This window comes from Lysobacter sp. P5_C4, from assembly GCF_054049695.1.
The window spans coordinates 552,743-566,060 of sequence record NZ_JBFULX010000002.1 but is presented as its reverse complement, the minus strand read 5'-3'; the positions used below and the strand labels follow the sequence as shown (position 1 = coordinate 566,060).

Annotated in this window: 11 protein-coding genes; 6 read left to right on the top strand and 5 right to left on the bottom strand. The window is 65.9% G+C overall.

Translation table 11 applies throughout. The features are described from left to right. The first annotated feature begins 29 nt into the window (after positions 1-29). Both ACXJJ8_RS07110 and ACXJJ8_RS07105 read left to right on the top strand, forming a co-directional pair. Complete coding sequence (locus ACXJJ8_RS07110) at positions 30-2,465, top strand: TonB-dependent receptor (RefSeq protein WP_499028180.1); 2,436 nt, start codon at positions 30-32, stop codon at positions 2,463-2,465. A 70-nt stretch (positions 2,466-2,535) separates the two neighbouring features. Then, entirely contained in the window at positions 2,536-3,924 is a 1,389-nt protein-coding gene (locus ACXJJ8_RS07105) for a M20/M25/M40 family metallo-hydrolase (RefSeq protein WP_499028176.1), read from the top strand. Positions 3,925-3,994: 70 nt separating this feature from the next. On the opposite strand, the gene ACXJJ8_RS07100 is transcribed toward ACXJJ8_RS07105, so the two are convergent. Further along, positions 3,995-5,500 (bottom strand): peptide MFS transporter, encoded by a 1,506-nt coding sequence (locus ACXJJ8_RS07100; protein WP_499028171.1) that lies wholly within the window; start codon positions 5,498-5,500, stop codon positions 3,995-3,997. A 137-nt stretch (positions 5,501-5,637) separates the two neighbouring features. Then, positions 5,638-6,531: a tryptophan 2,3-dioxygenase gene (locus ACXJJ8_RS07095; RefSeq protein ID WP_499028169.1), complete on the bottom strand. Its 894-nt coding sequence runs from the start codon at positions 6,529-6,531 to the stop codon at positions 5,638-5,640. 48 nt (positions 6,532-6,579) lie between these two features. On the opposite strand from ACXJJ8_RS07095, the gene pdhA reads away from it, so the two are divergent. Genes pdhA through ACXJJ8_RS07075 form a run of 4 tightly spaced genes read left to right on the top strand, consistent with a single transcriptional unit; the run spans position 6,580 to position 10,424 of the window. After that, positions 6,580-7,659 (top strand): pyruvate dehydrogenase (acetyl-transferring) E1 component subunit alpha, encoded by a 1,080-nt coding sequence (gene pdhA / locus ACXJJ8_RS07090; RefSeq protein WP_499028165.1) that lies wholly within the window; start codon positions 6,580-6,582, stop codon positions 7,657-7,659. Further along, positions 7,652-8,641, top strand: a complete 990-nt coding sequence (locus tag ACXJJ8_RS07085) for an alpha-ketoacid dehydrogenase subunit beta (RefSeq protein ID WP_499028161.1) — start codon at positions 7,652-7,654, stop codon at positions 8,639-8,641. The genes pdhA and ACXJJ8_RS07085 overlap by 8 nt, the downstream gene beginning before the upstream one ends. Positions 8,642-8,652: 11 nt before the next feature. After that, positions 8,653-10,029, top strand: coding sequence for a dihydrolipoamide acetyltransferase family protein (locus tag ACXJJ8_RS07080; protein ID WP_499028158.1), 1,377 nt, complete (start codon positions 8,653-8,655; stop codon positions 10,027-10,029). 11 nt (positions 10,030-10,040) lie between these two features. Continuing rightward, the gene (locus tag ACXJJ8_RS07075; protein WP_499028154.1) at positions 10,041-10,424 is read left to right on the top strand and encodes a VOC family protein; all 384 of its coding nucleotides are present in this window, start codon (positions 10,041-10,043) and stop codon (positions 10,422-10,424) included. Between the two features lies 1 nt (position 10,425). Here the strand turns inward: ACXJJ8_RS07075 and ACXJJ8_RS07070 are convergent, their stop codons facing one another. From ACXJJ8_RS07070 to ACXJJ8_RS07060, 3 genes are all read right to left on the bottom strand, one after another. Further along, positions 10,426-11,475, bottom strand: a complete 1,050-nt coding sequence (locus ACXJJ8_RS07070; RefSeq protein ID WP_499028152.1) for a GGDEF domain-containing protein — start codon at positions 11,473-11,475, stop codon at positions 10,426-10,428. Positions 11,476-11,575: 100 nt separating this feature from the next. Further along, on the bottom strand, positions 11,576-11,884 hold the full coding sequence (locus ACXJJ8_RS07065; protein WP_499028150.1) for a hypothetical protein: 309 nt from the start codon (positions 11,882-11,884) through the stop codon (positions 11,576-11,578). Next, complete coding sequence (locus ACXJJ8_RS07060) at positions 11,884-13,215, bottom strand: tryptophan--tRNA ligase (protein WP_499028148.1); 1,332 nt, start codon at positions 13,213-13,215, stop codon at positions 11,884-11,886. The genes ACXJJ8_RS07065 and ACXJJ8_RS07060 overlap by 1 nt, the downstream gene beginning before the upstream one ends. Positions 13,216-13,318 lie beyond the last annotated feature (103 nt).

Here is a 13,318-nt window from a genome sequence, read left to right as displayed (position 1 = left end):
CAAGACAGACATCGCCGCGCAACAGATTCGTGCGCAAGCCTGCACGCTTGCCGCTGGTCGCCGCCATCTACCTCGCCTTCGGTTCTGCGTTCGCACAGGAGGCACAACCGCCACCGGCGCAGACGACGCAGACGCCGGTGCTCGATACCGTCACGGTGACCGCGCAGAAGCGCACCGAGGACGTGCAGAAGGTGCCGATCAGCATCCAGGTGCTCGGCAAGGAAAAACTCGACGAACTGGACCTCAAGGACTTCGAGGACTACGCGGCGTACGTGCCTGCACTGTCCTTCGATACCGGTGAAGGCGGCGGCGCGGTTCCGTACATGCGCGGCGTGGCCAGCGGCGAGAACAGCAACCACTCCGGCCCGCAGCCCAGCGTGGGCGTTTACTTCGACGAGCAGCCGGTCACGACGATCGGCGGCGTGCTCGACATCCACCTGTACGACATCGACCACGTCGAAGCGCTCGCCGGCCCGCAGGGCACGTTGTATGGCGCCAGTTCGCAGGCGGGCACGCTGCGCATCATCACGCGCAAGCCGGACAAGGAGGCCTTCTCCGCCGGCTACGCATTCGGCGCGAACGCGTTGACTGGTGGCGACAACGGCTTCCTCGCCGAAGGCTTCGTCAACGTGCCGATCGGCAAGAACGCCGCGGTGCGCGTCGTGGCGTGGGACAAGAAGGACGCCGGTTACGTCGACAACAAACCGGCAACGCGCACGTTCCCCTCGTGGGATGCCGACTCCGGCGGCAACGGCACGATCACCAACGTCGGCACCGTCGCCGAAGACAACTACAACGACATCTTCACCAGGGGTGCGCGCGCGGCGTTGAAGTTCGACTTCGCCGAGAACTGGTCGGTCACGCCGATGGTGATGACGCAGAAGACCGACAGCTACGGCAACTTCGCCGGCGACGACCATCTCGGCGATTACACGGTCAACAAGTACTACCCGGAAAGCGCGCACGAAGACTGGACATCGGCTGCGCTGACCGTCGAAGGCAAGATCGGCAACTTCGACATCACCTATGCGTACTCGCATTTGCGGCGCGAGATCGACTCGGAATTCGACTACAGCGATTACGCGTTCTGGTACGACACGATCGACAACTCGGGCGCGTACTTCTACGACGACACCGGTGCGCTCATCAACCCCTCGCAGATCATCATCGGCGTGGACAAGTACACCAAGCAGAGCCACGAGTTGCGCATCGCGTCCCCGTCGGACGAAGCTTTCCGTTTCGTCGCCGGCGTGTTCTTCCAGAAGCAGACGCACGACATCCAGCAGCAATACAAGGTCATCGGCGACCTGGCGACCTCGATCGAAGTGACGGGCTGGCCCGACACGATCTGGCTGACCGAACAGGGCCGCAGGGACGAGGACCAGGCCGCGTTCGGCGAGCTGTCCTACGACTTCAACCCGAAGTGGACGGCGACCGTCGGCGCGCGTTATTTCCGCTACGACAACAGCCTGCGCGGGTTCTTCGGTTACGGCGCGGGCTACAGCAGCAACTATGGCGAGGCGTTGTGTTTCAACGACATGCAGTACCACGGCGCGCCGTGCGTCAACATCGACAGTACCGTCAAGAAGAACGACACGATCTACCGCGCCAACCTGACCTACCACATCGACGATAACAAGCTGATCTACGGGACGTGGTCGGAAGGGTTCCGCCCCGGCGGCCTGAACCGCAACGGCAACGTCGGCCCTTACTTGCCCGACTACCTCACCAACTGGGAATTGGGTTGGAAAACCATGTGGCAGGACAATCGCCTCGCGTTCAACGGCGCCCTGTTCCAGGAAAACTGGGACGACATCCAGTACTCGTTCCTGCCGCCGAGCGGCTCGGGCCTCACGGTCATCCGCAACGCGGGCAACGCACGCGTGCGCGGCCTGGAAATGGATCTGAGTTGGGCGGCGACGTACAACTTCCGCCTCAACGGTGGCGTGGCGTTCTACGACGCGGAGTTGACGAAGGAGTACTGCGGGTTCAACGACCTCGCGGGCAATCCGGTCACGGCGTGCCCCGCAGGCACCGTGAATCCGAACGATCCGCTGGACCCGACCGACGATGACGTGGTCGACGGCCCGCAGGCGCCGGTCGGTACGCGCCTGCCGGTGACGCCGCGCTTCAAGGCCAACGCCACCGGGCGCTACGCCTTCGACATCGGCAGCCTGGAATCCTACGTGCAGGGTTCGCTGGTGCACGTGGGAAGTCGCGCGGCAGCGTTGACGCGCGAGGACCTGGCTGCCTTCGGCGAACTCGATGCCTACACGCAGGTCGATTTCGCCTTCGGCGTGAAGCGCAACAACTGGGCGATCGACTTCTTCCTGAAGAATGCGTTCGACGAACACGCAGAGCAGACCCGCTTCGCGCAATGCGCCACCGACACGTGCGGTGTCCAGTCCTACACCGTGCACGGCGTGCCGCGCAGCATCGGCTTCCGGTTCTCGCAGGAGTTCTGATCCACCCTCGCAACCCGGTGGCGGCGCGAGCCGCCACCGGTTTTTTTTCACCTTCGGAAAGGATCCCCCCATGACCCGCACCTTGCTGAGCGCGCTGCTCGCGCTTGCGATCGCCGCGCCCTGCACCGCTTCCGCCGTCACGCCCGAACAGGCGCGCGCGCGGGAGATCTATTCGACACTGATCGGGTACAACACCGCCGCCGGCAACGGGCAAGTGCCCGTGATGGGCGCATGGCTCGCGAAGCAGTTCCGCGACGGCGGCTTTCCCGATGGCGACATCCACCTGCTGCCGGTCGGTGAAACCGCCGCGCTCGTGGTGCGTTATCGCGGCGACGGGAGCGGCGGCAAGCCGATCCTGTTGATGGCGCACATGGACGTCGTGGCCGCCGATCCGAAGGACTGGACGCGCGATCCGTTCAAGCTGGTGGAGGAGAAGGGATACTTCTTCGGCCGCGGCACGAGCGACGTGAAAGACGGCATCGCCACGCTCACGGCCACGTTCCTGCGATTGAAGAAGGAAGGCTTCGTGCCGACGCGCGACCTGCTGATCGTCTTCACCGGCGACGAGGAAACCGAGATGGCGACGACACGCGATCTCACGACGACGCATCGCAAGCTGATCGACGCCGAGTACGCGCTCAACGCCGACGGCGGCGGCGGCACGCTCGAGGAAGACGGCACCGCGCGGTCCTTCAGCGTGCAGACGGCGGAGAAGACCTACGCCGACTTCGAACTCACCACGCACAACCCTGGCGGGCACAGCTCGCGCCCGACACCGGGCAACGCGATCTACGAACTGGCCGATGCGCTCAAACAGGTGCAGGCGCATGCCTTCCCGGTGATGTGGAACGACACGACGGTCGCGGAGTTGCGTGCCGAAGGCAAGGTGGCGCCGGGGCCGATTGGCGCGGCGATGGCCGCCTTCGCGAAGGATCAACACGACGCGAAGGCGATCGCGATTTTGGCCGCGGACCCCGGCAGCGTCGGCCGCATCCGCACGACGTGCGTGGCGACGATGTTGCGCGGCGGGCACGGGCGCAACGCGCTGCCGCAATCGGCGACGGCGAATGTCAACTGCCGCATCTTCCCGGGCGTGGCGGTGGACGATGTCCGAAAGACCTTGCAGGACGTCGTCGGCAAGGGCGTCGAAGTGACGACGATCGGATCCCCGATCGCCACGGATGCCTCGCCGCTGCGGCCCGACGTGATGGAAGCGGTGACGCGCGCGGTGCACACGCTGTATCCGGGGATCGAAGTGGTGCCGAATCAATCCTCGGGCGCGACCGACGGGATGTACTTCCGCGCGGCGGGGATTCCGACCTATGGCGTGGGCGGGATGTTCATGAAGGACAGCGATGCGTTCGCGCATGGCCTGAACGAGCGCGTGCCGGTGAAGGGCTTCTACGACGGGCTCGATTACTGGTACGTGTTGTTGAAGGACCTGGGCGGCAAGCACTGAGGTCGCGAAATCCGGACACAAAAAAACGGCGGCCGAAGGGCCGCCGTTTTTCGTTCCGCGAAGGTCTTGCTTACTTCACGCCGTGCATCAGCTTCTGGATCAACGGCGCGATGAAGAACAGCGCGATGCCGCCGACCATCAGGATGATGAAGCCCTGCGTGTAACCCGAGTAGGCCGACGCCACCGTCATGCCGGTCTCGCCGCTGACGTGGCTGGCGAAGATGCCCGACAGGTTGTTGCCGATGCCGGTCGAGAGGAACCAGCCGCCCATCGCGAAGCCGACGAGTTTCAGCGGCGCAAGCTTCGTGGTCATCGACAGGCCGATCGGCGAGAGACACAACTCACCGATCGACTGGATCACGTACACCATGAACAGCGTCCAGAACGGGATCTTGCCGGCCGCATCCACCATGCCCGAGAGCGCACCCATCAGCAGCAGGAACGCCAGGCCGTTGAAGATGATGCCGAGGCCGAATTTGCGCGGGATCGAAGGATTCCTGCTGCCCATCCTGACCCACGTCCACGCCAGGATCGGCGCGAAGACGATGATCGCAAGCGAGTTCACCGACTGGAACCAGCCCACCGGGAAGACGTGCCCGAACATGTCGCGGTCGACGATCTTTTCGGCGAGGAAGTTGAACGAGCTGCCGGCCTGTTCGAAGAAGCACCAGAACAACACGTTGAACAGGAAGATCAGCAACATCGCGATCGCACGGTCGCGCTGCACCGGGCCTTCCCGCACGCCTTCGATCAGGATCATGACGCACAGGGCGATGAACATGGCGCTGAGGACGTACTGCAGCGTGCCGGCGTCGATGCTGAGCAGGAAGTAGATAACGGGGATCCCGACGATCGCGGCGGCCAGCACGTACAGCACCTTGCGCTTGCCCGCGGCGCCTTCTTCCGGCGGACGGCCGATGCCTTCGAGTTGGCGGCGACCGAACCAGAACCACACCAGGCTGATCAGCATGCCGATGCCCGACACCATGAAGACGATCTTGTAGGTCGGCATCGTGGGCGTGCCGCCCAGCATGTGCTCGGCCATCCAGCCCGTCAGCAGCGGTGCGACCATCGCGCCCAGGTTGATCCCCATGTAGAAAAGGGTGAACCCCGAATCGCGTCGCTGGTCGGTCGGCGCGTACAACTTGCCCACCATCGTGGAGATGTTCGGCTTGAACAGCCCGTTGCCCGCGATCACCGTCGCAAGGCCGATGCGGAAAACCGTCTCATCCGGGTAGGCGATCATGAACAAGCCCGCGGACATCACTACCGCGCCCAACAGGATCGATCGCTGGTACCCCAGGATCCGGTCGGCGACGTAGCCGCCGAAGATCGCCGCGGCGTACACCAGCGCCAAATACGCGCCGTAAATGCGGCTGGCGGGCGCTTCCCCTTCGCCGGACCCCGCGTAGAACTGCTGCACGATGTACAGCGTCAGCGCCCAACGGATGCCGTAGAACGCGAAGCGCTCCCAGAACTCCGTCATGAACAACATCCACAACGGCCTGGGGTGCCCCAGGACCTGTCGGAATTCCGGAATGGGCGCGCTCGCGCCCGTTGTCGCCGCTGAACTCATGCGGTGGCCCCTGTGAGTCGATGGAAGGGTGCGCCTGCCGGGATGGCAGGCAATCCGATCGAGGTTTACCGGCTCGGCGGGGGCCAGTCAAACCGGACGTTGCGTGATGTTGCGGCGCATCATCGCGCCACCCGCATTCAGCCGGCGGGCGCCGCCGGGCCGGGCAGGCCGATCACGGTGCGGACTTCGAACAATTCCGGGAAGAAAGTGAGCTCCAGCGCTTGCTTGAGGAAGCCAACGCCGCTGGACCCACCGGTCCCTTTCTTGAAGCCGATGATCCGCATGACCGTGCGCATGTGGCGGAATCGCCACAACTGGAACTGTGTTTCCAGATCGACCAGGTCCTCGCACAGGTGGTAGGCCTCCCAGTGCGCCTTCGTGCCTTCGTAGATCGCCTCGAACACGGGCACCAGGTCCGGCGAAAACACGTGCGGCTCCGACCAGTCGCGATCCAGGTGCCTGGCGGGGACCGGGTGCCCGTGGCGCGCCAGGTACATCAGCGCCTCGTCGTAGAGGCTCGGCGCGTCGAGCGCGTCCTTCAGGCGCGCCTGCCCTTCCGGGTCGTAGGCGAACACGCGCAGCATCTGCGCATTCTTGTTGCCCAGCAGGAATTCGATCGTGCGGTACTGCAAGGACTGGAAGCCCGACGAGGGCCCGAGGATCTCGCGGAACTCCATGTATTCCGAGGGCGTGAGCGTCTCGAGCACCGACCACATTTCGGTGAGCTGGCGCAGCACCTGTTTACAGCGCGCGAAGATCTTCTGGCACGGCTCCAGGCGGTCGGCGCGCAGGTGCGCGATCGCCGCGGAGAGCTCGTGCACGAGCAGCTTCATCCACAGCTCCGAGACCTGGTGCTGGACGATGAAGAGGAGTTCGTCGTGGTGCGGCGGGTTTGAGAGCGGTTGCTGCGCCGAGAGCAGGCGCCCGAGTTGCAGGTAACCCCCATACGTCATCCGGCCTTCGAGATCGGTATGGATGCCGGCCTCGAGGGGGCGCTGGTTTCGGGCCCCGGCGTTGTCTTCAATGCTCATGCGGGAAGGGTATCATCCGGGGTTCCTGTCGCCCGAGTCGAAGTTCGCATGACCCTCGCCGCACAGTTCCAGATCGAATACCTGCAGTACCTCGGTCCCGACGGCAAGGCCGTCGCCGAATTGCCGCAGGCCTTCCGCGATGCATCGGCCCTGGTGCCGCTGTTCAAGCAGATGTTGTACGTGCGCACCTTCGATGCGAAGGCCATTGCGCTGCAACGCACCGGCAAGCTGGGGACGTACGCCAGTTGCCTCGGCCACGAAGCCACGCACGTCGGCATCGGCGCGTCGATGAAGCCCGAAGACGTCTTCGCGCCCAGTTATCGCGAATACGGCGCGCAGTTCATGCGCGGCGTCAAACCGCGCGAAGTCCTGATGTATTGGGGCGGCGACGAACGCGGCAACGATTTCTCCGGCCCGAAGCACGATTACCCGTGGTGCGTGCCGATCGCCACGCAATGCCTGCACGCGGCGGGCGCCGCGCTCGCATTCAAGTTGCGCGGCGAGAAGCGGGTGGCGGTCACTTGCTGCGGCGACGGCGGCAGCTCGAAGACCGACACCTACGCCGCGATCAACTCCGCCGGCGCCTACAAGCTGCCCTTCATCCAGTGCATCATCAACAACGGTTGGGCGATCTCGGTGCCGCGCACCGCGCAGACCGGCGCGCAGACGCTCGCGCAGAAGGGCCTGGCCGGCGGATTGCATTGCCTGCAGGTGGACGGCAACGACCTGATCGCCGTCCTCGAAGGCATGCGCCGCGCCGTGGCGCGCGCGCACAGCGGCGAAGGCGGCAGCGTCATCGAGTTCATGACCTATCGCCTGCACGACCACACCACCGCCGACGATGCGCGTCGTTATCGCGACGAGGCGGAGGTCAAGGACGCGTGGACGCGCGATCCGATCCCGCGCCTGCGCACCTATCTCACTGCCGCGGGCGCCTGGAACGAAGCGCAGGAAACCGCATGGGTCGAGGAGAGCGCGAAGCTCGTCGACGTGGAGATCAACGCGTATCTCGAATTGAAGGTGCAGCCGGTGACCGCGATGTTCGATTTCCTGTACGCCGATCCGCCGCCCGACCTGCTCGCGCAACGTGCGGCCGCCGTCGCGCTGGAGGGCAAGTCGCATGGCTGATGCACCCGCGATCACGTTGATCGAAGCGATCACGCAGGCCCTCGCGTACGAAATGCGCGCCGACGAAACCGTCGTCGTGCTCGGCGAAGACGTCGGCGTCAATGGCGGCGTGTTCCGCGCCACCGCAGGTTTGCAGGCGACCTTCGGTTCGCAGCGCGTGCTCGACACGCCGCTGGACGAAACCACGATCGCAGGCCTGACCGTCGGCCTGGCTTCGCAGGGCATGAAGCCTGTCGCCGAGGCGCAGTTCGACGGTTTCGTCTATCCGATGGTCGACCACATCATCTGCCACGCCGCGCGCTTCCGTTACCGCACGCGCGGCCGGCTCACGTGCCCGATGGTCCTCCGCGTGCCGTGGGGCGGTGGCATCCGCGCGCCGGAGCATCACTCCGAAGCGAACGAATCCATCTTCACCAACGTGCCGGGCCTGCGCGTCGTGCTGCCTTCTTCGCCGGCACGCGCGTACGGCCTGCTGCTGGCCGCGATCCGCGACCAGGATCCGGTCATCTTCATGGAGCCCAAGCGCATCTATCGCCAGTACAAGGAAGTGGTGCCCGACGACGGCGAAGCGCTGCCGCTCGACGTGTGCTTCGTCCTGCGCGACGGCACCGACGTCACGCTGGTCACCTGGGGCGCGCAGGTGAAGGAATGCCTGGAAGCTGCCGAAGCGCTCGAGAAGGACGGCATCAGCGCGGAAGTCATCGACGTCGCCACGCTGCGTCCGCTCGACTTCGCCACCATCGCCGAATCGGTGAGCAAGACCGGCCGCTGCGTGATCGTGCACGAGGCGCCGAAGAYCGCGGGCTTCGGCGCGGAGATCGCCGCGCGCCTGGCGGAGGAGTCGATGTTCGACCTCGTCGCGCCGGTCGAACGCGTCACCGGTTACGACACCCACATTCCGCTCTTCCGCCTCGAGATGAAGTATCTGCCGAGCGTGGACAAGATCGTCGCCGCGGCAAAGCGCGCGGCCGCGCACGCATAAGGACTGGACGAATGACGACGAAACAATTCCTGCTCCCCGACCTCGGCGAAGGCCTGCCCGACGCGACGGTCGTCGAGTGGTACGTCAAGGTCGGCGATACGATCAAGCTGGACGACAACCTGGTGTCGATGGAAACCGCGAAGGCGGTGGTCGACGTGCCTTCGCCCGTCTCGGGCAAGGTGCTCAAGGTCGGTGGCGGCGCCGGCGACATCATCGTCACCGGCACGATGCTCGCCGAATTCGAAGTCGATCCCTCGATGCCGCAGCGCGCCGAAGGCCAGGACACCGGCCATCACCACGGTCCGCCGAAGGGCGCGGGTGCGCACATCAGTGCGGAAAAGGTGGTGGCGTCCGACGAAGGGGGCGTGATCACGGAAACCGACAAGCCCGCACCGAAGGCCGAACGCGAGGACAGCGGCACCGTCGTCGGCGCGATGCAGACCTCCGATGCGGTGCGCAGCGAAGCCGCGGTCGCCGTCGGCGGCGTCAAGGCGTTGCCGGCGGTGCGTGCATTGGCGCGCAAGCTGGGCGTCGATATCGCGCGCGTGCGTGCGACGGGGCCCGATGGGGTCGTCACGAACCAGGATGTGAAAAATGCAGCCGCCGATGGGTCGGCGAAGATCGGGGCTGCTGCGCCCACGCAGCGCCCTGCCGCGCAGGCGTCCGCCGCCGCGCCTGCACCCGCGCAACGATCCACGCTTTCGCAATCCGGCAAGCCGATGCGCACGCAGCCCCCGGGCGTGCAGGCTTCCGGCCAGCCCGAACAACTCAAGGGCGTGCGCCGCAACATGGCGCGCGTGATGGCCGATGCGCATGCGAAGGTCGTGCCGACGACGCTGAGCGACGACGCCGACATCCATGCGTGGGCACCGGGCAACGACATCACCGGCCGCCTCGTGCGCGCCATCGTCGCCGGCGCGAAGGCGGTGCCGGCGCTCAATGCCTGGTTCGACGGCGAAGCGCTGACGCGCACGCTGCATCCGCATGTCGACATCGGCATCGCGGTGGACACCGACGACGGCCTGTTCGTGCCCGCCCTGCGCAACGCCGACATGCTCGATGCGCGCAGCGTTCGCGAAGCCGTCAATCGCCTGCGCACGCAGGTCGAGGACCGCACGATCCCGATGACCGAGCTCACCGGCTACACGATCTCCTTGTCGAACTTCGGCATGTTCGCGGGCCGCTATGCGACGCCCGTGATCGTGCCGCCGACCGTGGCGATCATCGCCGCGGGCAAGGGCCGCCACCAGATGACGCCGGTGATGGGCGGCTTCGAATCGCACAAGGTCATCCCGCTCTCGCTCACCTTCGACCACCGCGCCTGCACGGGCGGCGAAGCGGCGCGCTTCCTGAAAGCGATGCTCGACGATCTGTCCAAGGCAAACTGAGGACTTCCACGATGGCCCACCGCAGCCGGCTCGCTGGTTTCATCATCGACTGCAACGACAGCGGCGACCACGCCGCGGCGGTGGACTTCTGGAGCCAGGCACTCGGCATGCCGACAAAGGAGCACTACGTCGAGGAGGGGGCGGAATACTCCAACCTTTCCAACACGCCGGCCGACCTGCAGATCGAGGTGCAGCAGGTCTCGCACCCTTCGCGCGTGCACCTGGACATCGAAACCGACGACCAGGACGCCGAAGTCGCCCGCCTGGAAGCCCTGGGCGCCAAACGCATCGAATGGGTCAAGCGCTGGTGGGTGATGGAAGCGCCGACCGGGCAGCGGTTCTGCGTGGTGAAGATGCGCGATCCCGGGAAGGGCGCGACGCCGAACCAGTGGTGAGCTAACGCGGCGTGTCGTCGGCGACGACGCGGTTCCGTCCGCCCTTCTTCGCCCGGTACAACGCCTGGTCCGCCCGCTCGAACACACGCTCGGGCCCGTCGTGCGACGACGGCCCATCGGCGATCCCCACCGACACGGTCACGGGCACCGGCAGCGCCAGTTGCTCGACCGCTCGACGAATGCGTTCGGCGATTTCCGATCCGCCGTCCAATCGCGTGTCGGGCAGCACGACGAGGAATTCTTCCCCCCCGATGCGCGCGGCGATGTCGTTGGAGCGCACCGAACGCGACACCGCATCGGCCACGGCGCACAGCACGCGGTCGCCGAAAAGATGCCCGTGCCTGTCGTTGATGCGCTTGAAGTGATCGATGTCCAGCACGAGCAACACGTAGGGTTGCGCGGCAAACTCGCGCTGCACGGCGGTCCGCGCGCGCAGGCGCTCCAGGCCCGCGCGGTTCAACAGGCCGGTGAGTTGGTCGTGGTGCGCCGTGTATTGCAGGTCGTCGTGGCGGCGCTGCAAGTCTTCGCGCGCATGGCCCTGTTCGAGCAGGAGACGGCGCAATTCGAACAGGTGCTGCGTCTGTCGCGCGAGCAGGCGAAGGCCTTCCAGTTGCGGCAGCCCCAGCATGCGCGGCACGACGTCGGCCACGCTGAGCACGCCCAGCGCATGGCCTTCGGGGCTGAGCAGCGGCACGCCTGCGTAGAAACGCGGACGCATGCCCAGCAAACGACGCCGCTGCGCGTACACCGGGTGCTGCTCGAGATCCTGCACGACGAGCATTTCGTTCGGCGCGTCGAGCGCGTGCCCGCACAGGGAACGCTTGCGTTCCAGCTGCGACTGGTCGATGCCGATGCGCGCCTTGAACCACAGCCGGTCGCGATCGATCAGCGCGATCGCTGCGGCGGGCATGTCGCACAGGGTCGCTGCCAGCCGCACGATGTCGTCGAACGCGCTTTCGGGCGCCGTATCCACGATCGCGTAGCCATCGAGCGCCGCCTGGCGCTCCGCTTCGCGGGTGTCGGACACGATGGAGGAGGGAACGGCGGACATGGCGTGCGGGGGAAGTGGCGCGGGCAATTCGAACCGGCTTCCCTGCCGATGCGTGGAACTGAACAGGCGCCGATTTTACGGATCGGGCGTCTGCAAACCGTTACTGCTTCCGCAACATGCGTCGCCGGACCCCGAACGCAAGCCCGAGGGCCGCGAGGAACACGCCATATGAGACGGACGTCCCGACGATCTGCTGCCACATGCGCCCGTAACCGCGGTCGGCCCACGCCAGCGCCCAGTGCAGGCTGGCGACGAACACGAGCACCGAGACCGCCAGCGCCCCGAGGTCGAACCACTTGCGCCAGGACGGACGCGGCTGCCGCGGGTAAAGCCAATACAGCACGGCGAGGATGGCGAACCAGGGCAGGAACAGCAGCGCTGCGAGGTTGATCTCGACCAGGGAATTCATCACGCCTCCTCGGCGAAACGGGCGAGCGCTGCGCGCAGGTCGTCGAGGCTGCCGTCGGGTGGCACGCGGCCAAGGAGGCCTTCGCCGAAACGGACGACACCCGCCCGTGCATCGAGCGTGCGCCCCGCATCGTGCTTCGCGCGTGCGACGAGCTGGCCGGCATCGCGCGCCGAATCGAACCCCTCGCTTTGCAACAGCACGCGATCGCCGTCGACGAGCTTGAAGTAGAACTTGCCGTCGGCCTCGCGGTATTGCTTGAACGTCGGCGCTGCGCGTTTGGTTTCCGGTGCTTGCGCGACACCGACCTGGATCGACAGATCCCGCAGCCCGACCGAGGCACGCAGGGCCTGCATCACCGGCGTCGCATATTGCGCGCGCAAACGCTGCGCACCATCGCGCAGCAGCGCTTCGATCTTCGCCGGGTCGGCGATCAAGGCGTCGTACTTCTCGCGCAGCGGCGCGACGTCGCGGTCGATGCGTTCGAACAATTGTTGCTTCGCATCGCCCCAGGCGATGCCCTCGGCGAAGGCCTTGCGCATCGCGACGACTTCTTCCGTCGACGCGAATGCCTGGTAGAGCTGGAACAGCGCCGATTCCTGCGTGTCCTTGGGCTCGCCCGGTGCGCGCGAGTCGGTCTTGATCGCGAAGATCAGTTTCTTCAACTGCTCGCGCGGCGCGAACAACGGGATGGTGTTGTCGTAACTCTTGCTCATCTTGCGGCCGTCCAGGCCGGGCAGCGTTGCGACGTGCTCTTCGATCGCCGCTTCCGGCAATGCGAAGTGCTCGCCGTACAGATGGTTGAAACGCTGGCCGAAGTCGCGCGCCATTTCGATGTGCTGGACCTGGTCGCGACCCACCGGCACCTTGTTCGCGTTGAACAACAGGATGTCGGCGGCCATCAACACCGGGTACATGAACAGGCCCGCGGTGATGCCCGCATCGTCGTCGACTTGTTCGACGCGATTGCGGTCGACCGCGGCCTTGTAGGCATGCGCGCGATTGAGCAAGCCCTTGCCTGCGACGCAGGTCAGCAGCCACGTCAGTTCCGGGATCTCGGGGATGTCGCTCTGGCGATAGAACCAGACCTTCGCCGGGTCCAGGCCGCAGGCGAGCCACGCCGCCGCGATCTCCAGCGTCGAGCGCTGCACGCGCGCCGGTTCCTGCACTTTGATCAGTGCGTGGTAGTCGGCGAGGAAGTAGAAACTTTCGGTCTTCGCATCGAGGCTGGCAGCGACGGCCGGGCGGATGGCGCCAACGTAATTGCCGAGATGCGGTGTCCCCGAGGTCGTGATGCCGGTGAGGACGCGGGTGCGGGAAGCCTGGGAGGCCATGAAAACCGGGGCGTTTGAACAGGCGCCCAGTGTAACCGCCGCGCGCCCCAACCCCGCCGGGCGCGTCGGTGCGTTGAAGGAAACGCACCGTCCCTCCGCGAGG

What these genes read in the sequence shown, in the direction of transcription:
- ACXJJ8_RS07080 (WP_499028158.1), top strand. Translation starts at nt 8,653, where the DNA reads ATGACGACGAAACAATTCCTGCTCCCCGACCTCGGCGAAGGCCTGCCC.
- ACXJJ8_RS07060 (WP_499028148.1), bottom strand. Translation starts at nt 13,215, where the DNA reads ATGGCCTCCCAGGCTTCCCGCACCCGCGTCCTCACCGGCATCACGACC.
- pdhA (WP_499028165.1), top strand. Translation starts at nt 6,580, where the DNA reads ATGACCCTCGCCGCACAGTTCCAGATCGAATACCTGCAGTACCTCGGT.
- ACXJJ8_RS07105 (WP_499028176.1), top strand. Translation starts at nt 2,536, where the DNA reads ATGACCCGCACCTTGCTGAGCGCGCTGCTCGCGCTTGCGATCGCCGCG.
- ACXJJ8_RS07065 (WP_499028150.1), bottom strand. Translation starts at nt 11,884, where the DNA reads ATGAATTCCCTGGTCGAGATCAACCTCGCAGCGCTGCTGTTCCTGCCC.
- ACXJJ8_RS07070 (WP_499028152.1), bottom strand. Translation starts at nt 11,475, where the DNA reads ATGTCCGCCGTTCCCTCCTCCATCGTGTCCGACACCCGCGAAGCGGAG.
- ACXJJ8_RS07100 (WP_499028171.1), bottom strand. Translation starts at nt 5,500, where the DNA reads ATGAGTTCAGCGGCGACAACGGGCGCGAGCGCGCCCATTCCGGAATTC.
- ACXJJ8_RS07095 (WP_499028169.1), bottom strand. Translation starts at nt 6,531, where the DNA reads ATGAGCATTGAAGACAACGCCGGGGCCCGAAACCAGCGCCCCCTCGAG.
- ACXJJ8_RS07075 (WP_499028154.1), top strand. Translation starts at nt 10,041, where the DNA reads ATGGCCCACCGCAGCCGGCTCGCTGGTTTCATCATCGACTGCAACGAC.